Source organism: Aurantimonas aggregata (assembly GCF_010500835.1).
In the GTDB taxonomy this organism is placed as follows: Bacteria; Pseudomonadota; Alphaproteobacteria; order Rhizobiales; family Rhizobiaceae; genus Aurantimonas; species Aurantimonas aggregata.
Genome location: NZ_JAAAMJ010000010.1, coordinates 70448 through 94056 on the forward strand (window position 1 = coordinate 70448; position 23609 = coordinate 94056).

A 23609-nucleotide genomic window follows, 5' to 3' on the forward strand; every position below is an offset into this window, starting at 1 on the left:
CGGCGCCGTGCTGGCGCGCCGCCCGGCGCTGTCGGCCGGGCTTGTCGCCTTCGGCATCCTGTTCGGCTCGATGGCCGCCAACGCGATCTACGGGCAGCCCGGCAAGCATCCGCAGCCGCTGCTGGCGACCCGGGGCGATTCGGCCGGAGTCGTGACGGCAGCGCTCGGCAACGACAGCGGCCTGATGCCGGTGCCGCTGGTCGAGGAGGTCCAGTCGGCGCTTTCGTCGGCCGGCTATTACCAGGCGACGATCGACGGCAGGCCGGGGCCGGCTACCGAGGCGGCCGTGAAGGCCTTTCAGAAGGCGCACGGGCTGCCCGTCGATGGTGCGGCGACGCCGCAGCTGCTGGCGAACGTGCGCCAGCTCGGCGCGTCCGAACCGGGCGTGCCGGACGCGATGGCGGTCGCCAGTCTCGAAGAGCGCATGGGCCGGACCAGCCGGCCGCTGGTGCAGGACGAGACCACCGAGATCGCGGAAGATCCGCTGTCGACGCTGTCGACGCTCAGCGAGGACGAGCTGGTGCGCCGGATCCAGGCCGGGCTCAACGCCGCGCAGGTCGCCGAATTGTCGGCCGACGGCATCGTCGGCGAGCGGACCCGGGCGGCGATCCGTACCTTCGAGGCTTTGGAGGGGCTGGAAGTCACCGGGTCGCCCGATCCGAAGATCCTCGAGCGGCTGATCGAGATCGGCGCGATCCAGTGACCCCGGCGCTGCGGCGATGCGCGTAACCAGCGACTTCTTCGTTGCCCAGCTGCTGCGCCGGCTGTTCGCGGCCGGCGAGTTCGCCGCCGTCGTCAGGCGCGGCGCCGAGGCGGCCGGGGCGATCTTCGTCATCGCCCGCGGGCGATCGGGCAGCGTGCGGCTCTACGGGCCGGCACCGCAGAGCTTCGGCGAGGAGGACGGGTCGCGCCGCTTCATGGCCGAGCCCGCCATGGACGATGCGGCCATGGAGCAGCGGCTCGCCCGCGAGGCGCGCTTCGATCCGGATTACTGGGTCGTGGAGATCGAGGCCGACGACGTGGCGACCTATCTCGACATCGTCGAGGCCTGACGGAAATCGTCAGGCCCGGCCGGATGGCCTAGCGGGTGCCGGTCGCGGCTGACGGGGCAGTGCGCCGCCGGCCGAAGGCGGCCCGGGGCTCGGCCGAGCGCAGCCGCGGTTCTAGCTCGGCGGCGCGGGGCTGCAGGGCAGGCGACACTGTCCCGGCCGGCCGGGCTGGCATCCGCAGGCGGATGCGGCAGATCTCGGCGTCGAGCTCGCGGTAGCGGCTCTTCATTGCCTGGAAGGCGTGGACGTGGAGGCCGATGCGGGGCTTCAGCAGCATGAGGATCGTCAGCGCGTCGCCACTGCCGACGCGCATCGCCTTCAGGGCCGAGGCGAGCATGTCGCCCTCGGGCTCGGCGACCAGCTCGTTCATCGCGTCGGGTGCGAGATCGAGGAACTGCGCCAGCCCGCGATAGGCCCGGCCGATCTCGCCGGATCGCGCCGCCGCGATGATCTCCTGGATGGTGCCGGGCGTGGTCCTGGCTTTCGGCGCGGCGCCGGGCTGGACAAGCTTGCGGAGCGTTGCGCGGGCTTCGGCAGCGGAATTCGGGATTGCGGCGGGAAGGGCCGCGGCGGACTCCGGAGCGGTCACCGCCAAGACTGGCGCGGTCTCGGCGCGGACCGCTGGGGACAGTGGGGCAGAAGATGCCGGGCTATCGGCCCGCGCTGCCGCGATCTGGCGGAGAAGCGGGTCGGGCGAGCCCGCCAGCGCCGCGACATCGTCGGCGGTGAGGCAGCGGCTCGAGCGCAGGAACGGCTCGGCGATGGCAGCCGGCGCGGCGAGCAGGCACTCGACGACGGCGCGGGGCAGCGACGGGGCGGCGGCGAGGGTGAAGGCGATGCCGGACTGGGTCTCGAGGGTGAGCTTGCCCCAGACCGGCACGAGCAGCCGTCCGAGGCTGCGGGCCTGATGCTCGCTCGGGCTGCGAAGCGCGGCGTAACTTGCCACGGCGGCGCGCACGACCGTATCGAACCCACCGCGACCGGCTTCCTTCTCTAGCGAGCGAAAGATGCGCGGCGCTTTGTCCTTCATGAAATTCCCGGATAGTTGATCGAGCGTTTCCCCGGTCGAAAGGATTATGCAAGATATATTAGCAAGCTGTTAACTCCGCGCCGGTCTTCTGACGACGACCGCTTACCCTACGGCAGGACGCCGGGGCGCAAATGAGGAGGACACGGTGATGGGAGAGATCGTCGCATTGCGGGACGCGCGGCCGCATGGAAATCCAGGCACGAGACGCGCCGGACAGGCGGACGGGCAGGGCAAGATCGTCTTCCTGCCCTGCATCAGGCGAGAACGCCTCGTGGCACCGGCAGAGGCCACCAAGCCAAAGCGCGACAATCCGCTGACGATGTGAAGCGCGTCTGGCGGGCGCTATCCGCCTTGGCTCGTCGCGACGTTGGCGGCGACGGGTTGGTTCGGGACGCAAGCCAGCGACCGGACGAAGGCGTCGATGAACGGGCGCTTGCTCTCCTCGTCGACCAGCACCCGGATGGTCATGTAGCCCTCGACCAGATTGACCTCCACCGGGATCGAGGTCGACTCGCGGTCCATGCCGAGTTCGTCGGCCGCATCGATGATCTGCTGCGGCGTGCCGACCAGGAGGTCGAAGGTGCCGGCGACGGCCGAGCGATCGTTGATGCTGTAGAGATTGTCGCCGCGGCGATCGTAGATCGAGGCCGACCAGAACGGCGCGTCGCTCTGGGCGGCGAACATCCGCACCGGGCCGTCGGCCAGCGAGAAGCGGCAACTGGCGGCGATGAAGGCCGGATCGACGAAGGCGAAGTCGGTCCGCTGCGAGCCGGCCGGCGGTGCGATCCGATCAGGACCCTCGACCCGCAGCGGCTCGACACGGACGACCTCGTAGATAGAGCCCAGTCCCGAAAGCCGGCCCCAGGCGTTGTTCTCGGCGACCGTCGGCATGATGAAGATCACGGCGATGTGCATGAGCACGGCGCCGACCAGTCCGACCACGATTGCCAGAAGCAGCTTACCCATCGAGGCACTTCTCCCGCGACAGTTCCGGCAGGACGACGTTGGCGACACCGCTGGCGGCGCTTACGGGCGTGTCGTAGAGCGACAAAGCGAGGACCAGCGGGCCGGTGCCCGACGTCGCCAGCCAGTTGCCGGCGCGGGCCAGGGGGCCGATGGCGATCTGGAAGGAATTGTCCTCGGCGCGCATCAGATTGTTGGAGGTCAGCCAGGCGACCCGGCCGGAGCCCGGCTGGATCAGCCGTCCGTCGGCCGAGTAGGGGGCGATGGTCCAGACGCGGGCGGCCGGCACCTGTCCGGCGATCCGGTACTGGCACTCGCGCCGCAGCGGCCGCCCGGCCGCGTCGCGCTCCGCCGTGAACTGGACGCCTTCGCCGAGGCCGAGCGTGAGATTGCCGACCTTGGCAAGCCTTGCCTTCGAATAGGGGTCGGCATCTGGCGCGCCGGCGGTCGGGTTGGCGACCCACGGTCCGACGGCCACCGTGCCGATCTCGGCCGACTGATCGAGCGCCCAGCGGGCCGACCAGCCGCCGAGGCCGATGGCGATGGCGAGCGCCAGGATGACGAGGAGGGTGAAGCGCATGCGCCGAAAATTCCGATCCGGTAACCGACTGGCGGCGGACGACCTAACGCTGTGCGTCGTCGCCCGTCGCGCGGGCGGAAGCAAGCTTTTCGGGTTCGAGCGGCGGCAATTCGTCGAGCGCCGTCGCAATGTCGGCCAGAACATCCTGCGCCGCGCCGGTCAGCGTCTCGAGGCGCGGCGGCGGCTCGGCTCCCTCGGCGACGGCGACCTTGGCCTTCTCCGCCGGGAACGGGTCCTCGAGATACGGGATCGGCTTCAGATCGATGTTCTGGTGCGCCGTCTCCATGAAACGCTGCCAAGTCATGGCCGGCAGCGTGCCGCCGGTCATGTTGTTGGTCGGGCGGTAATTGTCGTTTCCGAACCAGACCGCGCCGATGTAATTGCCGGTGAAGCCGACGAACCAGGCGTCGCGATAGCTCTGCGTCGTGCCGGTCTTGCCGCCGACGCGCGTCATCGAGAGCTGCGACCGCCGGGCCGTGCCCTGCTCGGACACGGCGACGAGCATCTCGTTCATCGATTTCGTGGCGTCCTCCGTCAGTACCCGGTGGCGCTCCGGCATGTCGCGCCGCGCGTCCCACAGGACCTTGCCGGACGCATCGGTGAGCTGGATCACCGCATGGCGATGGGCATCCATGCCGCCATTGGCGAAGACGCCATAGGCGGTCGCTTGGTCGAGCACGGTGACCTCGCTGGTGCCGAGCGGCATCGTCTTGTCGCTGCGCAGCGGCGAGGCGATGCCCATCTCGTGGGCTAGATTGGTGACGTTCTCCAGCCCGACCTTCTGGCCGAGCTTGACTGCCGGGATGTTGAGCGAACGGGCCAGGGCATTGCTGAGGGTGACCGTGCCGGCGAAGGAACGGCCGTAGTTCTGCGGCGACCAGTTGCCGATGGTGATCGGGCTGTCGACGATCGTGTCGGTCGGCTTCATGCCCTGCTGCATCGCGGCGGCATAGACATAGACCTTGAAGGACGAGCCGGGCTGGCGCTGCGCCCTGGTGGCGCGGTTGAACTGGGAGACACCGTAATCCCGGCCGCCGACCATCGCCCGGACGCCGCCATCCTCGCCGATGATGACCATCGCGCCTTCGTCGACGGCGTAGTTCTTGCCGAACTGCAGGAGGTGATACTCGACGGATTCGTCGGCGAGCTTCTGCAGGCCCATGTCGAGCGTGGTGCGCGCGACGAAGGTGCGCTCGGGCAGGCCCGACTCGTTGGCGAGGCGCTGGACCTCGTCGAAGGCGAAATCGAGGAAGTAATCCGGCGACTGGATCGCGGAGCGATCGACGGCGACCGCCGGCTGGCGCCGCGCCGCGACGACCTGGCCCTCGGTCATGAAATTCGCCTGGACCATGTTGGTCAGGACGACGTTGGCGCGGGCACGGGCGGCGGGCAGGTTGATGTGCGGGGCGTAGCGGGCCGGGGCCTTGAAGAGGCCGGCCAGCATCGCCGACTCGGCCAGCGAGACGTCCCTGATGTCCTTGTCGAAATAGAACTCGGCCGCCGCCGCCGCGCCGAACGTGCCGCCGCCCATATAGGCGCGGTCGAGATACATCGAGAGGATCTCGCGCTTGGTGAGGTTCGCCTCCAGCCAGAGCGACAGGAAGGCTTCCTTGATCTTGCGGTCGATCGTGCGCTCGTTGGTCAGGAAGACGTTCTTGGCGAGCTGCTGGGTCAGCGTCGAGCCGCCCTGGACGACGCCGCCGGCCCGGGCGTTTTCGGTCAGGGCGCGAAGAAGGCCGAGGAAGTCGATGCCGAAATGGTCGAAGAAGCGGCGATCCTCGGTGGCGAGCAGCGCCTTGATGAACTGGTCCGGCAATTCGTCGATGGGCACGGCATCGGAACGCAGCACGCCGCGCCGGCCGATCTCGTTGCCGTGGCGGTCGAGGAACATCACCGCGTAGTCGACATTCTGCGGCAGGCCGTTGGCGGTGACCTTCATCGCCGACTGCGCCAGCGCCAGCAGCATGACGAAGCCGACGAGGCCGAGCGTCAGGCCCTCGCAGGCGACTTCCACCGCGACGCGGTTGATGCCGCGGGCGCGGAACTTGCGCGAGAAGATGGTGACGCCTTCCCACCAGGCGGCAAAGGAATGGAAGAAGCGCCACAGGCTCGAATCGATCCACGCGTCGATCTCGATCAGCCCGGAGGGCTGGCGGCGTTTCCGGGTCGGTTTGGACGGATCCTGCAACGTCAACCTGTCACTCTTGGTCGTAAACTGCGGCGAACGGTCCCGCCGGCGCACACGACCGCCAATGCCCCTTCAGGTGTTACCGCTTCTCCCATATACGTCGGGAAACAGAAAATGTCCTGAATGATCGGCTCACATTTCCAAGATGGGTGAATCCAGCAACAGACCGTTCTGGCGTGAAAAATCGCTGGAGGCGATGAGCGCAGCGGAATGGGAGTCGCTCTGCGACGGCTGCGGGCGCTGCTGCCTGAACAAGCTCGAGGACTGGGATACCGGCGAGATCGCCTGGACCAACCTCGCCTGCCAGCTGCTCGACGGGCAGAGCTGCCGCTGCAGCGACTACGAGAATCGCTGGGCGACGGTGCCGGACTGCGTGCAGCTCGACCCGACGATGGTGCGCGAACTCTCGTGGCTTCCGGCAACCTGCGGCTACCGGCTCGTCGCCGAGGGGCGCGACCTTTACTGGTGGCACCATCTCGTTTCAGGCGACCCGGAGACGGTGCACCAGGCGGGGATCTCGGCGCGGGGCCGGACGGTCAGCGAGCTCGGCAAGGAGCTGGAGGAATACGAGGAGCACATCGTCGACTGGCCGGGGGAGAACCCGCTGGAGGACGCGGCGTAGGGGCGTCGGAGAAGCGTACCCCTCTCTTGCGATTTCTATCGTTTAGCCCTTTGGGCTAAGCCGATGAAATCGCTTTCTCCCCCTCAAGGGGGGAGAGGGCGTCGAGAGCGGCGACGCTTGGGCCGAGGCGTCAGCGATGATCCACCCTCTCTCCCCTTGAGGGAGAGAAAGCCTTTTCGCGGTCTTGGTCCCGAGGCTTGCCGAGGGCCAAGTCGCAGAAAAGGCAAGAGAGGGGTGCGGGAGCGTTGCTGGCGGGCGGGGCGGACGGCGGCGGAGGAGGAGAATACCCCTCTCTTGCGATTTTTATCGTTTAGCGCCTTCGGCACTAAGCCGATGAAATCGCTTTCTCCCCCTCAAAGGGGGGAGAGGGGGGTGAGCAATTATAGGAAAATATCCCTTGACACCGTGACGGTGGTCGCGTAGGGTTCAGGCATAGTCGGAAATGTGCGGGCGGCGGAACGAAAGTTTCGGGCGCCTTTTGCGTTTCTAGCGCCGTTTTCTTCAGTTGGGGCAGGGAGTGTGTCGATGGCGCTGGCGTCGGAGCGGCTACTGGCCCTGCTGGTTCGCGAGATCGCGGCGTTCGAGGCGGATGTCGCCGGAATCGAGGATGATAATCCCAATGCTGGGCAGGCCGGCACCACGGTGACGGCTGGCGGTGCGGCGGCGGACGCGGCGCCGACGGTTTCGAGACGGCGGACGGCCGGCCAGCTGAAGGCGACCGCGCCGGGCGCCCCGAAGCGGATGGGGCCGAAGGAGCGGATCGAGCATATCGGCCAGATGGCAAAGGTGCTGGAGAAGCTCTTGGAGTTGCGCCGGCTGGAGACGCTGGCGGCGGCCGGCGGGCCGCAGGACGATGCGGAGGCGGCGCGGCTCGGCGCCGAGCTCCTGTCGCGGCTGCGCAGCCTCGATGCGCGGCGGCAGCGCGGCGAGTTGCTGTACGGGCCGGAGGCTTTGGCGGACGGGGCGGGCGATGCCGGTACGGTTGGCGATGGAGGGGCGGCGGCCGATCAAGTGAGCGCTGTTGATGCAACCGGTGGAGGACGATGATCCTGCCGGCCGATGGTCGGGCAGCCGATAGTGCTTTCTGCGACGACGTGCCAGTGGATCATGACGGTCCCCTCAGCGAGCCGGAGTACTGGGACAAGACCGCACAGGCAATCGACCGGTTCCCGGCCGCCGCGATTCGGCGCGCGATGTTTCCCTGGCACCGCGTCGGCCGGCCCGCCCAGTTGCCGCCCGAGGGCGACTGGCGGCAGTGGCTGCTGATCGGCGGGCGCGGCTCGGGCAAGACGCGGGCGGGGGCGGAATGGGTGAATGCGCTGGCGGCGGGCACGCCGCCCTTCGCGTCGCGGCCGCACGGGCGGATCGCGCTGATCGCCGAGACGCTGGGCGACGCGCGCGAGGTGATGGTCGAGGGCGAGAGCGGGCTGATGCGGGCGGCGCTGGGGGCGCGGCCGGTGCTGGAGGTGACGCGGCGGCGGCTGGTCTATGCCAATGGCGCGGTGGCGCAGATCTTCTCGTCGGAGGACCCGGACGCGCTGCGCGGATACCAGTTCGACGCCGCCTGGGGCGACGAGCTGGCGAAATGGGTGCATGGCGAGGCGTGCTTCGACAATCTGCAGTTCGCTCTGCGGCTGGGCGAAAGGCCGCGGGCGTTGTTCACCACGACGCCGCGGCCGATCCCGCTTCTGAAGCGGCTGGTCGCCGACCCCGGCACCGCGACGACGCACATGCGCACCGACGAGAACGCCGTGCACCTGGCACCGGGCTTCATGGCGGCGATGCAGGCGCGCTACGGCGGCTCGCGGCTCGGGCAGCAGGAACTCGACGGGCTGCTGCTGGAGCTGCGCGAGGATGCGCTGTTCGACGTCGCCGCGATCGAGCGGCTCAGGGTGCGGGCGGCGCCGGCGCTGCGGCGCATCGTCGTCGGCGTCGATCCGCCGGCCTCCTCGACGACGCGCTCGGACGCCTGCGGCATCGTCGCGGCGGGGCTGGCCGCCGACGGGACGATCTACATCCTCGCCGACGCGTCGGTGCAAGGGGCGAAGCCGCATGTCTGGGCAAGCGCGGCGGTGACATTGTTCGAGCGGCTGGAGGCGGACCGGATGGTCGCCGAGGTGAACCAGGGCGGCGACATGGTCGAGGCGGTGATCCGGGCGAGCGCCCCGAACGTGCCGTTCCGCGCCGTCAGGGCGAGCCGCGGCAAATGGGTGCGCGCCGAGCCGGTGGCGGCGCTCTACGAGCAGGGGCGCGTGCGGCACGCCGGCCGGTTCGCCGCGCTCGAGGACGAGATGGCGGATTTCGGCCCGGATGGGCTCACGGGCGGGCGGTCGCCGGACCGGCTGGACGCGATGGTCTGGGCGGTGACGGCGCTGATGGGGCCGGTGCGCGAGCCGCGGGTAAGGGGATTGTGAGGGGCGCGACGCCAGGAAGGCGACAGGGCGTCTACCGACGGTCTGTTCCCGGGATCAGAAGAAGCCGAACACGAACAGCAGCACCAGCGTGATCAGCACCGACACGACGATCGAGCCGAGGCATCCGAGACCGTTGGAAAAGAAGAAGAACATGGGCCGCCGGGTCGTTAGGAGTGACGAGCCGCTAACGGCGCGGCCGGCGGGTCGTTCCGTCGGGCGGCGGAGGTCGTACCCCTCTCTTGCGATTTCTATCGTTTAGCGCCTTCGGCACTAAGCCGATGAAATCGCTTTCTCCCCCTCAAGGGGGGAGAGGGAGCCTGGGCGAGGGCGGTCGGCGCCAGCGTCGGCGATGACCCGCTCTCTCTCCCCTTGAGGGAGAGAAAGTCTTTTCGCGGTCTTGGGCCGAGGCTGGCCGAGGACCAGGTCGCAGAAAAGACAAGAGAGGGGTGCGGGAGCGTCGATGGCGGGCGCTGAGGTGAGCGGAAGCGAATACCCCTCTCTTGCCCCTCAAGCGGGGAGAGGGGCCCGGCATCAACGGTGGCGGGGCGGTACGGGAAATCTATGCCGCGCGGGCTGACGTGGGTACATTGTCAATACGGCACCGCTTGTGCCATAGGTTGCGAAGGCACCACGCATGATGATGCCTGATCGGTCTTGGAGGATCGGCCAATGACAGCGGTGAAGAAAGCCAGCAACATCAATGTCCGCATCGCCAGCGACGAGCTGGCGCTGATAAAGCGGGCGGCGGAAGCTTCCGGCAAGAGCCTGTCGAGCTTCGTCATCGAGGCCGCGACGGCGAGCGCCGAGAAGGAGCTGATGGATCAGCGGTTCCTCCATCTCGACGCGGCGCTGTTCGACTCTGTGGCGGAGACGCTGGCGCAGCCGGCTAGGGTGCATCCAGAACTGGCGGCGCTGCTTCGGGATGACAGCCAGTGGGCGACTTCGAAGCGATAGGGCTCTTTGCCCCCGAGCCGCTTACCGAAAGCCACAATTTCTCGGACTTTCGATGCGGAAGGCCGAGTCTGGATGCGTGGCTGTCGGACAGGGCGCTGACCAACCAGAGCGCGAACTACACGCGGACCTTCGTCGTGCGCGACGCAGGGATGCGTGTGTGGGCCTATTATGCGCTGTGCGCCGGGATAATCCTGCGCAAGGACATGCCGCGCTCGCAACGGCCACACGGATCGCCGAGCGAGATCCCGATCGCGCTATTGGCAAGGCTTGCAGTGCACGAGGACCTGCACGGCAAAGGGATCGGAAAGGCGCTTCTGACCAATGCCCTGCGGAATGCCGCTTCCGCGTCGCAAGCGGTGGCGTTTCGCGCCGTCGTGGTGGATGCGCTCGATGCCGAGGCCGCAGGTTTTTATCAGAAGCTCGGATTTCAGCCGACCCCGATCAGCCCGTTGAAGCTGATCCTGCCGACGCAGGACATCCTGGCTTCCATGGGGGCCTGAGCGGGCGAGCGGCTCCACCGCACATCCATCTGAGACCCTTCATAACCTCGCTTCGGCGGGGTTTTTTGTTGCGCCGACGAGGCTTCGTCGGGGGGAATTCGGAGATCACCATGCGCCTGAAGAGAACGATCGCCGGCTGGTTCGGCGGCGACGACCCGCGTCCGGCCGGGCCCGGCGAGCGCAAGGGCGCGGGTGTGGCCGGCGGTGCGCTGGTGTTTTCGGGTGCCGGCGAGGACGGGGCGTGGCGCGAGAAGGGGTATGCGGCGCTGGCGCGGTCGGGCTTCATGCAGAACCCGGTGGTGTACCGCTCGGTGCGGCTGATCGCGGAGAGCGCGGCGGCGATCCCGACGGTCCTCTATGACGGCGCCGAGGAAGTGGCGGGCCATCCGATCATCGAGCTGCTGCGCCGGCCGAATGGCGGGAGCGACGGGGCGGCGCTGATCGAGGCGCTGTGCGGGCACCTGCTGCTCTCGGGCAACGCGTATCTCGAGGCGGCGGGACTGGAGGGCCAGGTGCAGGCGCTGCATGCGCTGCGGCCGGATCGGATCCGCATCGTCGAGGGCCAGGATGGCTGGCCGGAGGCCTACGAATATCGCGCCGGGGCGGCGCTGCGGCGGATCGCGGCGGAGACGGGCAGCGAGCGGCCGCCGCTTCTGTTGCATCTGCGGCTGTTCCATCCGCTGGCGGATCTGACCGGCTACGCGCCGCTGGCGGCGGCGCAGGCGGCGCTGGAGCTGCACAATGCGGCGTCGCGCTGGAACAAGTCGCTGCTCGACAATTCGGCGCGGCCCTCCGGCGCGCTGGTCTACCAGCCGGCCGATGGCGGCAACCTCTCGCCGGAGCAGTTCGAGCGGCTGAAGGCCGAGCTGGACAGCGGCTATTCGGGGCCGGCGCGGGCCGGGCGGCCGATGCTGCTGGAAGGCGGGCTCGACTGGAAGGCGATGGCGCTGTCGCCGAAGGACATGGATTTCGTCGAGGCGCGCAACGGCGCGGCGCGCGACATCGCGCTCGCCTTCGGCGTGCCGCCGATGCTGCTCGGCATTCCGGGCGACCTTACCTACGCGAACTATGCCGAGGCGAACCGCGCTTTCTTCCGCCTCACCGTGCTGCCGCTGATCACGCGGCTCACCGGGGCAATCGGCGACTGGTTGGGCGGGCATTTCGAGGCACCCAGCCTGCGCCTTTCGGTCGATCTCGACCGCGTGGAAGGGCTGAGTGCCGAGCGCGAGGCGCGCTGGGACCGGGTGGCGTCCGCCGACTTCCTGTCGCGGGCCGAGAAGCGCGAGGCGGTTGGCTACGGCGCCGAGGGCTGACGGTTTCGGGCGCGAACGGGCGAAACCGGACGCGCAAAAAAGGAGCGGCGCCAGAGGCACCGCTAAAAAATCGACATCAAAATCAGGACGGGACGACCATGCGGCGAGGCTGGGCGATTGTCAATCCGCGGCGGCGTCACGCCGCCGTGCGGGGGGAGTGGAGGCGATGAGCGCGGAGCCGGCGACCGACCTGGCGCTGTGGCTGGCGAAGCTCGTCGGCGCCATTGCCGGATCGGCGATCTCGGTCGCCTATCTCCTGCCGCGCGGACCGCGCGAGGCGGCGACGCGGTTCCTGACCGGGATCGTCTCAGGGCTAGTCTTCGGCCCACCGGTTGCCCTGATCCTGGCCGAGCGGATGCGCATCGACGACAGCCTCTCGGCGATCGAGCTGGCGCTGATCGGCTCGGCCGTCGCCAGCCTCTGCGCCTGGTGGGGGCTCGGCGTGCTGCAGCGCTTTGCCGAGAGCCTGTTCCGGGCCCGGCCGGGATCGGGCGGAGGCGACAAATGAGCGGCCGTGCGCGGGCGTTGCCTATGGGCGAGCCGGGGGCGGCGATCCGCGGCTATGCGGCGCTGTTCGGCGATCCCGACACGGCCGGCGATTTGATCGAGCCCGGCGCCTTCGGCGCCTCGGTGCGGCGCCGCGGCACAAGCGGCATCCGCATGCTCTGGCAGCACGATCCGGCGCGGCCGATCGGCGTCTGGACCGAGATCCGCGAGGACCGGGAAGGGCTTTACGTCGAAGGGCGGCTGGCGCTCGGCACGCAGGCGGGCCGCGAGGCGGCCGAGCTGGTCGCCACCGGCGCGCTGGACGGTCTGTCGATCGGCTTCCGACCCCGGCTGGCCCGCCGCGGCGTCGGCGCGACGCGACGCCGGCTGGTGACCATCGACCTCTGGGAGGTCTCGCTGGTGACCTTCCCGATGCACGACCGGGCGCGGCTGATCACGCCCGCCTTTCGCCGCCCGGCCATCGCCGGCTCGCTTCCATCGCCAACTGAAGAACGGGGACAAGCATGAACGAGTTCTCTCCCGCCGCCCCGATGACCAAGGCGGCGACGCCGGGCGGCCGCGACTCCCTCGACGACTTCATGGAGGCGTTCGAGGGGTTCCGCGAGGCCAATGACGAGCGCCTCGGCGCCATCGAGAAGCGCATGAGCGCGGATGTGCTGACCGAGGAGAAGGTCGACCGCATCGGCCGGGCGCTCGACGAGCAGGAGCGGCGCATGGAGCGGCTGGCGCTGAAGCAGCTGCGCCCGCCGCTGGCCGGCAACGAGGGCGGCGGCAGGGCGCTGCCCAGCGAGCGCAAGCAGGCCTTCGAGCGCTATGTGCGAGCCGGCGACGAGCGCGAGCTGCGGCGGCTGGAAGAAAAGGCGATGTCGAGCCTGACCGGGGCGGATGGCGGCTTCCTGGTGCCGGACGAGACCGAGACGGAGATCGGAAGGCGGCTGGCGGCGATCTCGCCGATCCGCTCGATCGCCTCGGTGCGCACGGTCTCGGCGGCGGTGCTGAAGAAGCCCTTCGCGATCACCGGGGCGCAGACCGGCTGGGTCGGCGAGACCGAGGCGCGGCCGCAGACGACGGCGCCGCTTCTGGCGGAGCTGAGCTTCCCGACCATGGAGCTCTACGCCATGCCGGCGGCGACCAACGCGCTGCTCGACGATGCCGCGGTGGATATCGACCGCTGGATCGGCGAGGAGGTGGAGCAGGCCTTCGCCGCGCAGGAGAGCGCCGCCTTCGTCACGGGCGACGGGGTGAACAAGCCGGCGGGCTTCATGACCGTGCCGACGGTGGACGAGGCGGCCTGGGCCTGGGGCTCGGTCGGCACCATCGCTTCCGGGATGAATGGCGGCTTCGCGCCGGACACGGCGGCGGACGTCCTGATCGACCTCGTCCATGCGCTGAAGGCCGGCTACCGGCAGAACGCCAGCTTCGTGATGAACCGGCGGACGCAGGCGGCGCTGCGCAAGATCAAGGATGCCGACGGCAACTATCTCTGGCAGCCGCCGTCGAGCGTCGGGGCGCGGGCGACGCTGATGGGCTTTCCGATGGTCGAGGCCGAGGACATGCCGGACATGGCGGCGGGGTCGAAGGCGATCGCCTTCGGCGACTTCGCGCGGTTCTACCTGATTGTCGACCGGCAGGGCGTCAGGGTGCTGCGCGACCCGTATTCCGCCAAGCCCTACGTCCTCTTCTACACGACCAAGCGGGTTGGCGGCGGGGTGCAGGATTTCGACGCCGCCAAGTTCCTCGAATTTTCCGCCTGACGATCCGGCCAACCACGACGAGAGGCCGGGCGATGGCGCCCGGCCGGCTTCTGATTTCGAGGAGACGACCATGACGACGACGATCGACCTCGGCGGCGGCGTCGAGCCGGTGACGCTCGACGAGGCCAAGAGCTGGTGCCGGATCGAGCGCGACGACGAAGACGGGCTGATCGGCGACCTGATCCGCGCGGCGCGCCAGGGCATCGAGGCGATGACCGGGCTGGTGCTGGCGAAACGGGTGTTCCGCCTGGCGCTGGACGATGTGCCGGCGCATGGCTGGATCGAGACGACCCAGCGGCCGCTGGTAGGGATCGTGGCGATCACCGCCTACGGGCCGGGGGGCGAGCCGGTGAGCTTCGACCCCGACGAGGCGATCGTCGAGCGGGCACTGGGGATCGAGGCGATCCGGCTGTCGCCGGCGGTGCGGGCGGCGGCGGTCAACGGCGTCGAGGTGGATTTCGAGGCGGGCTACGGCGAAGGCGCGGTGCCGGAGAATATCCGCGTCGCGCTGCGGATGATCGTCGCTTCGTCCTACGAGCTGCGGGCGGCGGTTGATCCGCAGCTGCAGCCGGCGGCGATCCCGGCGCGGGCGGCGTCGCTGCTGGCGCCGTATCGGCAGGTGTCGCTCTGATGACGCCGCTGTTTCTCGATCCGTCGCTCTTCAGGAAGCGCCTGTCGCTGCAGGAGGCGGTGCTGACGCCGGACGGCGCAGGCGGGGCGTCGGAAGAATGGGTCGAGCTGCGCGAAATCTCGGCGCATGTCGAGCCGGTGGCGACGCGCGATCGCGAAAGGTTCGACAGTCGGGAGGCGACCATCACGCACCGGGTGATCTGCCGGGCGACGCCGGAGGTGACGCGCGGGCGCTCGTTCATGCTGGGCGCGCGGCGGCTGGTGATCCGGTCGGTGCACGATCCGGACGAGACCGGGCGGTTCCTGGTCTGCCGCTGCGAGGAGGCGGCCTGATGCGGATCGCCGTGCGGGTGACGGTGCCGAGATTGCGGCCGGTTCGGCCGGTGGACGCGGCGGCGCTGCGGGATCGGCTGCGAGCGGTGCGGGAGTTGGTCGGCGGTGCGCCGCTGCCGCGGACGTCTTGGCTGCGGGAGGCGGCGGCGGCCATGCCTGCCGAGGCCGAAGGTCGCAGGGAAGCCCGTGATCCCGGGCAGGGGAAAACGCCGATCGGTGGGTTACGAAAATTTCAGAATATTTGCCGCGTCGGTCTCTTTCCCCGCGCGGCGATCAACGTATCTTACAAGGCATAACGGAACGCGAGCGAGGATGGTGAACATGGCGCATCCGAGCGCAGAACTGCAGAGCGTGATCTTCCAGACCCTGACCTCCGATCCGGGCCTGACGGCGCTGCTCGGCGGTCCGAAAGTGTTCGACCGCAGGCCCGAGCAGGCGAAGTTTCCCTATCTCACCCTCGGCCGGACGGCGGTCGTCGACTGGTCGACCGGCACCGAGGACGGCGCCGAGCACATACTGACGCTGCATGTCTGGGCGAAAGGCGGCGGCAAGCAGGAAACCTACGAGATCATGGACAAGGTGGTCGAGCGGCTCAACAACACGGCGATGGCGCTTGAAGGCCACCATCTGATCAATCTCCAGCTGCAATTCGCCGAGGCGCGGCGCGAGCCGGAATCGACGGCCTATCACGGCATATTGCGGTTCCGGGCGGTGACCGAACCGGTCGCCTGACCGAGGGGCGCGCGGACGGCGCCCCTGAGACCAACAATCATCAGCAGTGACATCCAGGCGGCCCTTCGGGTCGCCTTTTTTCATGGCCGGTGCACCGGCGCCGAGAGGAGGAACTTCCGAGATGGTGGCCCAGAAAGGCAAGGACCTGCTCCTGAAGGTGGACGAGGCCGGCAATGGCGGGTTCGTCACGCTGGCGGGTCTCAGGACGCGGCGCATCGCCTTCAATGCCGAGACGGTCGACATCACCGACGCCGAGAGCGCCGGGCGCTGGCGCGAGCTGCTCGGCGGGGCCGGGGTGCAGCGCGCGTCGCTGTCGGGCTCGGGCATCTTCAAGGATGCGGCCTCGGACGCGGCGCTTCGGCAGATCTTCTTTGCGTCGCGCGTCGTGCCGTTCCAGGCGGTGATCCCGGATTTTGGCACGATCACCGGGCCGTTCCAGGTGACGGCGCTGGAATATGGCGGCGAGCACAATGGCGAGGTGAGCTTCGAGGCGACGCTGGAATCGGCCGGCGCGCTGGTCTTCGCGGCGCTCTGAGGATGGCGGTGAACCGGCGGCGCGGCGAGGTATCCGCGATCATCGACGGCAGAGAGCGGACGCTCTGCCTGACGCTCGGCGCGCTGGCGGAGCTGGAGGACAGTTTCGCCGCCGACAATCTCGCGGACCTTGCCGAACGCTTCGGCCAGGGACGGCTGTCGGCGCGCGACCTTATCCGCATCATCGGCGCGGGGCTAAGGGGCGCCGGCGAAACGGCGAGCGAGGCCGAAGTGGCGGCGATGCGCATCGAGGATGGCGCGGCCGGGGCGGCGAGGGTCGCGACGAAACTGCTGACGGCGGCCTTCGGCGCGCCGGAGGAGAGCCCGCCCCCAAACCCTTGAGTGCCGCGCCGGCGGAAGGCGGCGCCGGCGCGGCTTTTCCCTGGGACGCGGCGATGGCGGCGGGGCTTGGCCATCTGCGGCTCGCCCCCCGCGACTTCTGGGCGATGACGCCGCGCGAACTGGCCGCGGCGCTTGGGCCCGTCGGCGTGTCCGCCAGGCAACCGCCGCTGCGCGATGAGCTGGCCGCGCTGATCGCACAATTCCCCGATCCTTGAGGGACGATCCATGGAAGATGACGAGACGCTGAGCGTTGCCATCGTCGCCGATACCAGCGGCTTTGCGCAGGCGATGGACGACCTGACGCGCCGGGCGAACAGCTTCGGCACGGCGATCAGCTCGGCCCTGCGCGGCGCGGTGTCGGGCGGGCGGAGCTTCGACACGGTGCTGCGCCAGCTTGGGCAGAGAATCTCGACGATCGCACTCGATGCCGCGTTGCGGCCGCTGACCAATCTGGCGGCGAATGGGATCGGCCAGGTGCTCGGCGGGATTGGCGGCGCGGTGGCAGGCCAGGCGCCGCGCATCCTGCCGTTCGCGCAAGGCGGGGTGGTCGGGGCGCCGACCTTCTTTCCGACCGGCGGAAGGCTCGGGCTGATGGGCGAGGCGGGGGCGGAGGCGATCCTGCCGCTGCGGCGCGGCGCGGATGGCACGCTGGGCGTCGCGGCGCCTTCCGGCGGCGGGACGGGGCCGTCCATCGTGTTCAACGTGACGAGCCCAGACGCGGAAAGCTTCCGCCGCTCGGAGGCGCAGATCCAGGCGATGCTCGCGCGGGCGACAGGCCGCGGCCGGCGGGGGCTGTAGCGATGGCTATCGCGGCGTTCGAGGAAGTCAGGTTTCCGCTGCGCCTGTCCTTCGGGACGAGCGGCGGGCCGGGGCGGCGGGTGGAGATCGTGCGGCTTTCGACCGGGTTCGAGCACCGCAACCTCAGGCACCGTCACTCGGTGCGCCGCTACGACGCCGGGTCGGGGCTGCGGAGCCTGGCCGATCTCGCCGAGGTGTTGGCGTTCTTCGAGGCGCGGCGGGGGCGGCTGACAGGGTTCCGGTTTCGCGATCCGCTGGACTGGCATTCGGCGCCGCATGGCACGGCGGTCGGGGCGTTCGACCAGTTGCTCGGCATCGGCGACGGGACGACGACGCGCTTCGACCTGCGGAAGTCCTACGGCGAGGGAGAGGCGGCGTATCACCGGCCGATCGAGAAGCCGGTGGCGGGCACGGTGAAGGCGGCGGTGGACGGAACGGAGGTCGCGGCGGGCGTCGTGGTCGATACGGTCGCGGGCGCTGTGAGCTTCGCGGCGCCGCCGGGGGTCGGGGCGGCGGTGACGGCGGGCTTCGCCTTCGACGTGCCGGTGCGCTTCGACATCGAGCAGCTGAGCGTCAACGTCGCGGCCTTCGAGGCCGGCGACATCCCCTCCATTCCCCTGATCGAGATAAGGCCATGAGAGACATTCCGGCGGCGCTGGCCGCGCATCTGGCGCGCCCGACGACGACGCTGGCGCATGGCTGGCGGCTGACGCGCCAGGACGGCGCGGTGTTCGGCTTCACCGATCACGATGCGCCCCTGGACTTTGCCGGGACGGTGTTCGAGGCGGCGACGGGGCTGGGCGCGACGGAGGCGGAAGAAACGCTGGGGCTGGCGGCGACGACCGCGGAAGTCGAGGGCGCGCTGTCGTCGGCGGCGATCAGCGAGGCCGACATCAGGGCCGGGCGGTTCGACGGGGCGAGGGTCGAGATCTTCGTCGTCGACTGGCAGGACCCGGCGTCGCATCTGCTGCTCGACGTCGCTGAACTGGGCGAGGTGAAATACGGCGAGACCGGCTTTGCTGCGGAACTGCGCGGCCGGACCGCTTCGCTCGACCGGGTGCGCGGACGGCTCTATCGCCGCCGCTGCGACGCGGTATTCGGCGACCATCGCTGCCGGTTTCCGGCACAGGAGCCGCCCTTCACGACCGAGGTCACGATCGCCGGCGTCGAGAGCGGGGCAGTGCTGGTGGCCGGCGATCTCGGCGGCGATCCCGGGCGGTTCGGCCATGGGCGGGCGGTGTTCCTCGAAGGCGCGGCGGCGGGGCTGGCGGCGGAGATCGTGACGGCCGCTGCGACGGGGCTCGGCACGGTGCGGGTGGCCCTGGCCGATCCGCCGGAGGCGGCGCTCCAGGCGGGCGACCGGCTGCGATTGACCGAGGGCTGCGACCGGCAGTTCGCGACCTGCCGCGACCGGTTCGGCAATCAGGCGAACTTTCGCGGCTTCCCGCATATTCCGGGCGGCGACCAGGTGTTCTCGATCGCCAAGAGCGACGGCGTGCATGACGGCGCGCCGGTGGTGCCATGAGCGCGCCGAGGCGACCGGCCGAAGCGCTGGCCGTGGCGCGGAGGTTTCTCGGCACGCCCTATCGGCACCAGGGCTCTCGGCGCGGCATCGGCTGCGACTGTCTCGGCCTGGTGCGCGGGGTCTGGCGGGAGCTCTACGGCGACGAGCCGGAGGATCCGGGGCCTTATCGCACCGACTGGGCGGCGCGCGGCGGGCCGGACCGGCTGATGGCAGCGGCACGACGGCATCTCGTCGCGGTCCCTACGGCCGACAGGCTGCCGGGGGACGTCCTGCTGTTTCGCTGGCGGGACGGCGGGCCGGCGAGCCATTGCGGCATCGTGGAGACATGCGGGCGGGTGATCCACGCGTATGAGGGCGCCGCCGTCGTCTCCTCGCCGCTGCCGCATGCCTGGTCGGCGCGGATCGCCGGCGTCTTTCGATTTCCGGAGTAGACGATGGCGACGATCCTGTTGCAGGCGGCGGGCAGCCTCGTCGGCGGCGTGCTGGGCGGGCCGTTCGGCGCGATCCTCGGCCGGGCGGCGGGGGCGCTGGCCGGCGCCTCGGTCGATTCCTGGCTGTTCGGCGGCACGACGCGCAGCGAGGGGCCGCGGCTGACCGGCAGCCGCATCATGCAGGCCGACGAGGGCGCCGGTATCCCGCGCGTCTATGGCAGCGCCCGGGTCGCCGGCCAGGTGATCTGGACGACGCGCTTCGAGGAGGATTCCGACACCGAGCGACAGGGCGGCAAGGGCGGCGGCCCGCGCACCGAGGTCACGACCTACAGCTATTACGGCAATGTCGCCGTCGGGCTCTGCGAGGGGCCGATCGCCGGGATCCGGCGGATCTGGGCGGATGGGGAGGAGCTCGACCTCACCGACATCGTCCACCGCGTGTATCCCGGCGACGAGAGCCAGGCGGCCGATCCGCTGATCGAGGCGCGGCAGGGCCAGGGCAACGCGCCGGCCTATCGGGGCCTCGCCTATCTGGTCTTCGAGCGGCTGCCGCTGGAGCGCTGGGGCAACCGCATCCCGCAGATCTCCTGCGAGGTGCTGCGCCCGGTCGGAAGGCTGGAGAACCAGATCCGGGCGATGACGATCATCCCCGGCGCCAGCGAGCACGGGCTCGACCCGCGCCCCGTGCGCGAGCGGCTGGGGCCGGGCGAGGACCGGCTGATGAACCGCAACATGCTCTACAAAACCAGCGACTGGTCGGCGGCGATGGACGAGCTCTCCGCGCTCTGCCCGGCGCTGGGGCGCTCGGCGCTGGTGGTCTCGTGGTTCGGCGACGATCTGCGGGCCGGGCACTGCCGGCTGCGGCCGGGGGTGGAGCTGGCGACGCGGGACGAGGAGGAGAGCTGGCGGGCCGGCGGCGTCGGGCGAAGCGGCGCGCGGCTGATCAGCCGGCTCGACGGCGGCCCGGCCTTCGGCGGCACGCCGAGCGATGCCGGCGTGTTGCGGGCGATCGCCGACCTGAAGGCGCGCGGGCTCGCCGTCACCTACTACCCGTTCATCCTGATGGACGTGCCGCCGGGCAATACGCTGTGCGACCCCTATGGCGGGACCGCGCAGGCGGCGTTTCCCTGGCGCGGGCGGCTGACGCTAGACATCGCGCCCGGCCGGCCGGGTTCTCCGAATGGTACGGCAGCGGCACGGACGGCCATCGCGGCGTTTCTCGGCGCGGCCGATCCGTCGGACTTCAGCGTCGGGCCGAATGGGATCGCTTATTCGGGGCCGAACGAGTGGTCCTATCGCCGGATGATCTTCCACCAGGCGCATCTGGCGAAGCTGGCCGGGGTGGATGCCTTCGTCATCGGGTCGGAGATGCGCGGCCTGACGCAGATCCGGGACGGCGAGGGGCGGTTCCCCTTCGTCGAGGGGCTGATCGCCATCGCCGAAGCGGTGAAGGCGATGATGCCGGATGCGATCGTCACCTATGCCGCGGACTGGAGCGAGTATTTCGGCCACCAGCCGGCGGACGGCTCGGGCGACGTGTTCTACCACCTCGATCCGCTCTGGGCGTCGCCGGCGATCGACGTCGTCGGCATCGACAATTACCTGCCGCTGGCCGACCGGCGCGATGGCGCGGCGGGGACGGACGAGGCGCCGTCGGACTACGATCTGCCGGCGCTGCGCGCGGGGATCGCGGGCGGGGAGTATTTCGACTGGTATTATGCCAGCGACGCCGACCGGGCGGCCGGGCTGCGCACGCCGATCACCGACGAGGCGGCGGGCAAGCCCTGGGTGTTCCGGCCTAAGGACATCGCCAGCTGGTGGGCGTACCCGCATGTCGAGCGGCGCGGCGGCGTGGAAGTGGCGGGTACCTCGCCCTGGGTGCCTATGTCGAAGCCGATCTGGTTCACCGAACTCGGCTGCCCGGCGATCCACCGGGGGCCGAACCAGCCCAATGTCTTCGTCGATCCGAAATCGTCGGAAAGCTTCGTGCCGCATTTCTCCGCCGGCGGGCGGGACGACCTGGTGCAGCGGCGGTTCCTCGAGGCGCAGCTCGGCTTCTGGGACCCGGCGTCACCGGATTTCGCCGCGGCGAACAATCCGGTCTCGCCGCTCTATGGCGGGCACATGGTCGATCCCGGCGCGATCCATCTCTGCGCCCTTATGTAGCAGATGCACCAGCATTTCGGTAGGCGGAACAGCCGGCTAGCCCGATAATGGGCGCATGGAACGAAAGCACCGCGCCACCCGAACCGACAGCTACAAGCTTACCATAGCCGGGCTGCTCACCACACGCGCCGAGATGGCAGGGGAACGTGTCCGGGCCGTCGAGCACCTGGCCGCAGTGGATCGCGATCTGGGCCACCTAGATGCGGTGCTGGCGATGTTCGGCGTGACGGACGGGCACAAGGTGAAGCCGCTGCAGCGGGCCACCACGCCACGCGCAAAGCGGGCGGACGTGCTGGCGCGGCATCGGACCATGCTCGCCGTTATGCGCTCTACAGGAGCCGCCACGACCACCCAGATTGCCGAAGCGGTGACGCCACTGTTCAAGCTACACGACGATCACGAGCCGGAACCCGCCGCCGTCCTGTCAGCCGTGCGCAAGATGTTGCACAGGCTGGAGCGACAAGGCGGAGTGGTGCGGGACGGTTGGGATGGGGACGCGCGGGTGTGGCGTCTGCAAGGCTGAGGTATGGCGACCGGATTTTGTACGTTGTATGGCGCTCAGCGCGGGGCTAACGCGGGAGCGTATTCTATGCGCTGCGGGATGCGGGTGTGAGTGAAATTATCTTCACTAGCGATGGCGCGATCTAGTCTTCTAGCGAGGAAGGGTGCTGGCCAAACTCATCGCAGAGCTTCTGGAGTGCCCAGAACTCGCAACGGTCATCGGTGCCTTCTGTCGGAACGGTGAAAGGGTATCCATCAGGCCCCTTCCACCACTCTGCCGTATTAAGCGGACCCTTCCCCTCCAAGGGAGAGCAACCCCAGCGTCGGAGCTTACCTTCCCATTGGGATCGGGACAGGAGGCGATTAGCAATCAATGGTCAGTGGCAATATGCGACGTATTCTTTTTGTGTCGGCATGAACGAGCGAGGCTCGACAATGCCGCCATTTTCGAGAATTTCACGTATATTGCGTAAGGGTTCGACTTCGATTTCCGCTTTCAGCCGAGCCGACAAAATGGTTTCCATGGCCGGGCAAATGTCCGCCAGAACTCCATCTATGTCCGTGTGGGAAAGCACCAAACCGGGCACGTCATCGCTCCATGCTCGCAGCCCGCCGTCTGGGCGAGACTCAAACATGACCGTAACCTTAAATGATCTTTCCGACATGATATTATCTCTGATCCCGAGGGATTCCGGCTGAGGATGTGGTCCGTCAACTCACGTCATATGTGTTTCCTTTTAAGTCCGTGTCAATTGAAGTTGCGTTAACGATCGCGTTGGTCGTTCACCGCTGCCAGTAGCCGCACCATGATCGGCTGATCGGCGACAGCATCGCATTGCCGACCAGCGCGAAGGCGTTGCCGCCGTTGTCGCGGCGACGGTGATCCTCGCACCATGCGGCGTTCGCAGCGTAGGCGGCGAGGTACTTGGGCGACACGCCGTGGTGCTGGCCTGCGACCATGCGGCGAAGGCGGGAGAAGAAGCTTTCCACCCAGTTCGTGTGCTTGCCGTGGCCCTCGCTATAGGCTTCCGAGTGATTGATCCGCTCGGTGGGGAAGAAGGCTTCAAGAACGTCCCAGTGCGTCGCCTCGTCAGCAAAGACGGTGCCGGTGGATGCGACCAGCTCGCGGGCCAGGGCGACGCCCTCGTGCTCGAAATTGCGGACGAAGGTCAGGGTCCGGCCCATGCGCTGGCGAAGGGCGATGACAACGCGGCGGGTGCCGGTCTGGTGCTCTTTGAGGCGACGGTCGATCCGGTCTTCCTTGCGGTTTTCCGGCTTGATCGAACCGCCGAAATAGGCGCCGTCGATCTCGACTTCCTCGTCCAGCGTGAAGCCGGCGGTTTCGTTCGCCATCGCCTCGCGCAGCTTGTGGCAGAGAACGAAGGCCGTCTTGTACTGGCAATCGAGATCGCGGGAGAGCTGCAGGGCGGAGATGCCCTTAACCGCGTTCACGAACAGCGCGATGGCAGCGAGAAGGTCGGTAAAGCCCATCTTGCGGGAATGAAAGATCGTGCCGCTCGTCACCGAGAACTGGTGATGGCAGGCGGCGCACTTGAACCGGCGGCGGCTGGTGATCTCGTAGCTGTCGAGGCAGCCGCAACGCGGGCAAACCGGGGTGCCGTTGGTGGAAGCCCAGCGGATCGCCTTGAACTGCTCGTAAGCTTTCTCCTCGCCGGCCTTGTAGATGGCGCGGATCGAGAGGGTGCGGGCTTTTGCGGAGAGAAGGAAGTGCTGTGCCATTGT

31 protein-coding genes are annotated in these 23609 nt (G+C 69.0%); 25 read left to right on the forward strand and 6 right to left on the reverse strand.

All coding sequences use genetic code 11. From position 1 onward, the window contains the following. The first annotated feature begins 7 nt into the window (after positions 1-7). Complete coding sequence (locus GTW51_RS13700; RefSeq protein ID WP_163044507.1) at positions 8-703, forward strand: peptidoglycan-binding protein; 696 nt, start codon at positions 8-10, stop codon at positions 701-703. A 16-nt stretch (positions 704-719) separates the two neighbouring features. Next, entirely contained in the window at positions 720-1052 is a 333-nt protein-coding gene (locus tag GTW51_RS13705) for a DUF1491 family protein (protein WP_163044508.1), read from the forward strand. Between the two features lie 28 nt (positions 1053-1080). Here the strand turns inward: GTW51_RS13705 and GTW51_RS13710 are convergent, their stop codons facing one another. Further along, on the reverse strand, positions 1081-2079 hold the full coding sequence (locus GTW51_RS13710) for a hypothetical protein (RefSeq protein WP_163044509.1): 999 nt from the start codon (positions 2077-2079) through the stop codon (positions 1081-1083). Between the two features lie 148 nt (positions 2080-2227). On the opposite strand from GTW51_RS13710, the gene GTW51_RS13715 reads away from it, so the two are divergent. Next, a complete protein-coding gene (locus tag GTW51_RS13715) occupies positions 2228-2404 on the forward strand; it encodes a hypothetical protein (protein WP_163044511.1) in 177 nt (58 codons plus the stop codon). Positions 2405-2421: 17 nt separating this feature from the next. Here the strand turns inward: GTW51_RS13715 and GTW51_RS13720 are convergent, their stop codons facing one another. Genes GTW51_RS13720 through GTW51_RS13730 form a run of 3 tightly spaced genes read right to left on the reverse strand, consistent with a single transcriptional unit; the run spans position 2422 to position 5810 of the window. Then, positions 2422-3045 carry a DUF1254 domain-containing protein gene (locus GTW51_RS13720; RefSeq protein WP_163044512.1) on the reverse strand — a complete coding sequence of 208 codons (624 nt, stop codon included), beginning with the start codon at positions 3043-3045 and terminating at the stop codon, positions 2422-2424. Continuing rightward, the gene (locus GTW51_RS13725) at positions 3038-3622 is read right to left on the reverse strand and encodes a DUF1214 domain-containing protein (RefSeq protein ID WP_163044513.1); all 585 of its coding nucleotides are present in this window, start codon (positions 3620-3622) and stop codon (positions 3038-3040) included. Before GTW51_RS13725 ends, GTW51_RS13720 begins: the two co-directional genes overlap by 8 nt. A gap of 43 nt (positions 3623-3665) precedes the next feature. Continuing rightward, on the reverse strand, positions 3666-5810 hold the full coding sequence (locus tag GTW51_RS13730) for a transglycosylase domain-containing protein (RefSeq protein WP_425483256.1): 2145 nt from the start codon (positions 5808-5810) through the stop codon (positions 3666-3668). Between the two features lie 145 nt (positions 5811-5955). Here GTW51_RS13730 and GTW51_RS13735 point away from each other — a divergent pair, with 145 nt between their 5' ends. The 22 genes from GTW51_RS13735 (at position 5956) to GTW51_RS13835 (ending at position 21888) form a co-directional block, all read left to right on the forward strand. Continuing rightward, positions 5956-6432 carry a YcgN family cysteine cluster protein gene (locus GTW51_RS13735; protein WP_163044515.1) on the forward strand — a complete coding sequence of 159 codons (477 nt, stop codon included), beginning with the start codon at positions 5956-5958 and terminating at the stop codon, positions 6430-6432. A 525-nt stretch (positions 6433-6957) separates the two neighbouring features. Beyond that, a complete protein-coding gene (locus GTW51_RS13740; RefSeq protein ID WP_163044516.1) occupies positions 6958-7479 on the forward strand; it encodes a hypothetical protein in 522 nt (173 codons plus the stop codon). 146 nt (positions 7480-7625) lie between these two features. Then, positions 7626-8846, forward strand: a complete 1221-nt coding sequence (locus GTW51_RS13745; protein WP_163044619.1) for a DNA-packaging protein — start codon at positions 7626-7628, stop codon at positions 8844-8846. Between the two features lie 669 nt (positions 8847-9515). Then, entirely contained in the window at positions 9516-9800 is a 285-nt protein-coding gene (locus GTW51_RS13750) for a type II toxin-antitoxin system TacA family antitoxin (protein ID WP_163044517.1), read from the forward strand. Then, positions 9779-10300 (forward strand): GNAT family N-acetyltransferase, encoded by a 522-nt coding sequence (locus GTW51_RS24505; RefSeq protein ID WP_163044518.1) that lies wholly within the window; start codon positions 9779-9781, stop codon positions 10298-10300. The genes GTW51_RS13750 and GTW51_RS24505 overlap by 22 nt, the downstream gene beginning before the upstream one ends. A 110-nt stretch (positions 10301-10410) precedes the next feature. After that, positions 10411-11613: a phage portal protein gene (locus GTW51_RS13760; RefSeq protein WP_163044519.1), complete on the forward strand. Its 1203-nt coding sequence runs from the start codon at positions 10411-10413 to the stop codon at positions 11611-11613. A 166-nt stretch (positions 11614-11779) separates the two neighbouring features. Continuing rightward, complete coding sequence (locus GTW51_RS13765; RefSeq protein WP_163044521.1) at positions 11780-12121, forward strand: DUF6107 family protein; 342 nt, start codon at positions 11780-11782, stop codon at positions 12119-12121. Then, positions 12118-12627, forward strand: coding sequence for an HK97 family phage prohead protease (locus GTW51_RS13770; protein WP_163044522.1), 510 nt, complete (start codon positions 12118-12120; stop codon positions 12625-12627). Before GTW51_RS13765 ends, GTW51_RS13770 begins: the two co-directional genes overlap by 4 nt. Beyond that, complete coding sequence (locus tag GTW51_RS13775) at positions 12624-13874, forward strand: phage major capsid protein (RefSeq protein ID WP_163044524.1); 1251 nt, start codon at positions 12624-12626, stop codon at positions 13872-13874. Before GTW51_RS13770 ends, GTW51_RS13775 begins: the two co-directional genes overlap by 4 nt. A gap of 70 nt (positions 13875-13944) precedes the next feature. Next, complete coding sequence (locus GTW51_RS13780; protein WP_163044526.1) at positions 13945-14505, forward strand: head-tail connector protein; 561 nt, start codon at positions 13945-13947, stop codon at positions 14503-14505. After that, the gene (locus GTW51_RS13785) at positions 14505-14837 is read left to right on the forward strand and encodes a phage head closure protein (protein WP_163044528.1); all 333 of its coding nucleotides are present in this window, start codon (positions 14505-14507) and stop codon (positions 14835-14837) included. Before GTW51_RS13780 ends, GTW51_RS13785 begins: the two co-directional genes overlap by 1 nt. Then, complete coding sequence (locus GTW51_RS13790; RefSeq protein WP_163044530.1) at positions 14837-15133, forward strand: hypothetical protein; 297 nt, start codon at positions 14837-14839, stop codon at positions 15131-15133. Before GTW51_RS13785 ends, GTW51_RS13790 begins: the two co-directional genes overlap by 1 nt. Positions 15134-15158: 25 nt before the next feature. Continuing rightward, entirely contained in the window at positions 15159-15569 is a 411-nt protein-coding gene (locus tag GTW51_RS13795; RefSeq protein ID WP_163044531.1) for a DUF3168 domain-containing protein, read from the forward strand. A 121-nt stretch (positions 15570-15690) separates the two neighbouring features. Next, positions 15691-16104: a phage major tail protein, TP901-1 family gene (locus GTW51_RS13800; protein WP_163044533.1), complete on the forward strand. Its 414-nt coding sequence runs from the start codon at positions 15691-15693 to the stop codon at positions 16102-16104. A 2-nt stretch (positions 16105-16106) separates the two neighbouring features. Beyond that, the gene (locus tag GTW51_RS23565; RefSeq protein WP_203566072.1) at positions 16107-16445 is read left to right on the forward strand and encodes a gene transfer agent family protein; all 339 of its coding nucleotides are present in this window, start codon (positions 16107-16109) and stop codon (positions 16443-16445) included. Beyond that, positions 16442-16660 carry a rcc01693 family protein gene (locus GTW51_RS23570; RefSeq protein ID WP_203566073.1) on the forward strand — a complete coding sequence of 73 codons (219 nt, stop codon included), beginning with the start codon at positions 16442-16444 and terminating at the stop codon, positions 16658-16660. Before GTW51_RS23565 ends, GTW51_RS23570 begins: the two co-directional genes overlap by 4 nt. A gap of 10 nt (positions 16661-16670) precedes the next feature. Then, complete coding sequence (locus tag GTW51_RS13810; protein WP_246233097.1) at positions 16671-17243, forward strand: phage tail tape measure protein; 573 nt, start codon at positions 16671-16673, stop codon at positions 17241-17243. Positions 17244-17245: 2 nt separating this feature from the next. Beyond that, positions 17246-17881 carry a DUF2460 domain-containing protein gene (locus GTW51_RS13815; protein WP_163044535.1) on the forward strand — a complete coding sequence of 212 codons (636 nt, stop codon included), beginning with the start codon at positions 17246-17248 and terminating at the stop codon, positions 17879-17881. Further along, on the forward strand, positions 17878-18768 hold the full coding sequence (locus GTW51_RS13820) for a DUF2163 domain-containing protein (protein ID WP_163044536.1): 891 nt from the start codon (positions 17878-17880) through the stop codon (positions 18766-18768). Before GTW51_RS13815 ends, GTW51_RS13820 begins: the two co-directional genes overlap by 4 nt. Continuing rightward, positions 18765-19199 carry an NlpC/P60 family protein gene (locus GTW51_RS13825; RefSeq protein WP_163044538.1) on the forward strand — a complete coding sequence of 145 codons (435 nt, stop codon included), beginning with the start codon at positions 18765-18767 and terminating at the stop codon, positions 19197-19199. Before GTW51_RS13820 ends, GTW51_RS13825 begins: the two co-directional genes overlap by 4 nt. A gap of 3 nt (positions 19200-19202) precedes the next feature. Further along, a complete protein-coding gene (locus tag GTW51_RS13830; protein WP_163044540.1) occupies positions 19203-21365 on the forward strand; it encodes a baseplate multidomain protein megatron in 2163 nt (720 codons plus the stop codon). Positions 21366-21420: 55 nt separating this feature from the next. Then, the gene (locus tag GTW51_RS13835; RefSeq protein ID WP_163044542.1) at positions 21421-21888 is read left to right on the forward strand and encodes a hypothetical protein; all 468 of its coding nucleotides are present in this window, start codon (positions 21421-21423) and stop codon (positions 21886-21888) included. Between the two features lie 355 nt (positions 21889-22243). Here GTW51_RS13835 and GTW51_RS13840 read toward each other — a convergent pair whose 3' ends face one another. After that, complete coding sequence (locus tag GTW51_RS13840) at positions 22244-22501, reverse strand: hypothetical protein (RefSeq protein ID WP_163044544.1); 258 nt, start codon at positions 22499-22501, stop codon at positions 22244-22246. 148 nt (positions 22502-22649) lie between these two features. After that, positions 22650-23606 (reverse strand): IS1595 family transposase, encoded by a 957-nt coding sequence (locus tag GTW51_RS13845; RefSeq protein WP_203566074.1) that lies wholly within the window; start codon positions 23604-23606, stop codon positions 22650-22652. Positions 23607-23609 lie beyond the last annotated feature (3 nt).

What these genes read in the sequence shown, in the direction of transcription:
- GTW51_RS13705 (WP_163044508.1), top strand. Translation starts at nt 720, where the DNA reads ATGCGCGTAACCAGCGACTTCTTCGTTGCCCAGCTGCTGCGCCGGCTG.
- GTW51_RS13710 (WP_163044509.1), bottom strand. Translation starts at nt 2,079, where the DNA reads ATGAAGGACAAAGCGCCGCGCATCTTTCGCTCGCTAGAGAAGGAAGCC.
- GTW51_RS13715 (WP_163044511.1), top strand. Translation starts at nt 2,228, where the DNA reads ATGGGAGAGATCGTCGCATTGCGGGACGCGCGGCCGCATGGAAATCCA.
- GTW51_RS13720 (WP_163044512.1), bottom strand. Translation starts at nt 3,045, where the DNA reads ATGGGTAAGCTGCTTCTGGCAATCGTGGTCGGACTGGTCGGCGCCGTG.
- GTW51_RS13725 (WP_163044513.1), bottom strand. Translation starts at nt 3,622, where the DNA reads ATGCGCTTCACCCTCCTCGTCATCCTGGCGCTCGCCATCGCCATCGGC.
- GTW51_RS13735 (WP_163044515.1), top strand. Translation starts at nt 5,956, where the DNA reads ATGGGTGAATCCAGCAACAGACCGTTCTGGCGTGAAAAATCGCTGGAG.
- GTW51_RS13740 (WP_163044516.1), top strand. Translation starts at nt 6,958, where the DNA reads ATGGCGCTGGCGTCGGAGCGGCTACTGGCCCTGCTGGTTCGCGAGATC.
- GTW51_RS13745 (WP_163044619.1), top strand. Translation starts at nt 7,626, where the DNA reads ATGTTTCCCTGGCACCGCGTCGGCCGGCCCGCCCAGTTGCCGCCCGAG.
- GTW51_RS13750 (WP_163044517.1), top strand. Translation starts at nt 9,516, where the DNA reads ATGACAGCGGTGAAGAAAGCCAGCAACATCAATGTCCGCATCGCCAGC.
- GTW51_RS13760 (WP_163044519.1), top strand. Translation starts at nt 10,411, where the DNA reads ATGCGCCTGAAGAGAACGATCGCCGGCTGGTTCGGCGGCGACGACCCG.
- GTW51_RS13765 (WP_163044521.1), top strand. Translation starts at nt 11,780, where the DNA reads ATGAGCGCGGAGCCGGCGACCGACCTGGCGCTGTGGCTGGCGAAGCTC.
- GTW51_RS13770 (WP_163044522.1), top strand. Translation starts at nt 12,118, where the DNA reads ATGAGCGGCCGTGCGCGGGCGTTGCCTATGGGCGAGCCGGGGGCGGCG.
- GTW51_RS13775 (WP_163044524.1), top strand. Translation starts at nt 12,624, where the DNA reads ATGAACGAGTTCTCTCCCGCCGCCCCGATGACCAAGGCGGCGACGCCG.
- GTW51_RS13780 (WP_163044526.1), top strand. Translation starts at nt 13,945, where the DNA reads ATGACGACGACGATCGACCTCGGCGGCGGCGTCGAGCCGGTGACGCTC.
- GTW51_RS13785 (WP_163044528.1), top strand. Translation starts at nt 14,505, where the DNA reads ATGACGCCGCTGTTTCTCGATCCGTCGCTCTTCAGGAAGCGCCTGTCG.
- GTW51_RS13790 (WP_163044530.1), top strand. Translation starts at nt 14,837, where the DNA reads ATGCGGATCGCCGTGCGGGTGACGGTGCCGAGATTGCGGCCGGTTCGG.
- GTW51_RS13795 (WP_163044531.1), top strand. Translation starts at nt 15,159, where the DNA reads ATGGCGCATCCGAGCGCAGAACTGCAGAGCGTGATCTTCCAGACCCTG.
- GTW51_RS13800 (WP_163044533.1), top strand. Translation starts at nt 15,691, where the DNA reads ATGGTGGCCCAGAAAGGCAAGGACCTGCTCCTGAAGGTGGACGAGGCC.
- GTW51_RS23565 (WP_203566072.1), top strand. Translation starts at nt 16,107, where the DNA reads ATGGCGGTGAACCGGCGGCGCGGCGAGGTATCCGCGATCATCGACGGC.
- GTW51_RS13810 (WP_246233097.1), top strand. Translation starts at nt 16,671, where the DNA reads ATGGAAGATGACGAGACGCTGAGCGTTGCCATCGTCGCCGATACCAGC.
- GTW51_RS13815 (WP_163044535.1), top strand. Translation starts at nt 17,246, where the DNA reads ATGGCTATCGCGGCGTTCGAGGAAGTCAGGTTTCCGCTGCGCCTGTCC.
- GTW51_RS13820 (WP_163044536.1), top strand. Translation starts at nt 17,878, where the DNA reads ATGAGAGACATTCCGGCGGCGCTGGCCGCGCATCTGGCGCGCCCGACG.
- GTW51_RS13825 (WP_163044538.1), top strand. Translation starts at nt 18,765, where the DNA reads ATGAGCGCGCCGAGGCGACCGGCCGAAGCGCTGGCCGTGGCGCGGAGG.
- GTW51_RS13830 (WP_163044540.1), top strand. Translation starts at nt 19,203, where the DNA reads ATGGCGACGATCCTGTTGCAGGCGGCGGGCAGCCTCGTCGGCGGCGTG.
- GTW51_RS13835 (WP_163044542.1), top strand. Translation starts at nt 21,421, where the DNA reads ATGGAACGAAAGCACCGCGCCACCCGAACCGACAGCTACAAGCTTACC.
- GTW51_RS13840 (WP_163044544.1), bottom strand. Translation starts at nt 22,501, where the DNA reads ATGTTTGAGTCTCGCCCAGACGGCGGGCTGCGAGCATGGAGCGATGAC.
- GTW51_RS13845 (WP_203566074.1), bottom strand. Translation starts at nt 23,606, where the DNA reads ATGGCACAGCACTTCCTTCTCTCCGCAAAAGCCCGCACCCTCTCGATC.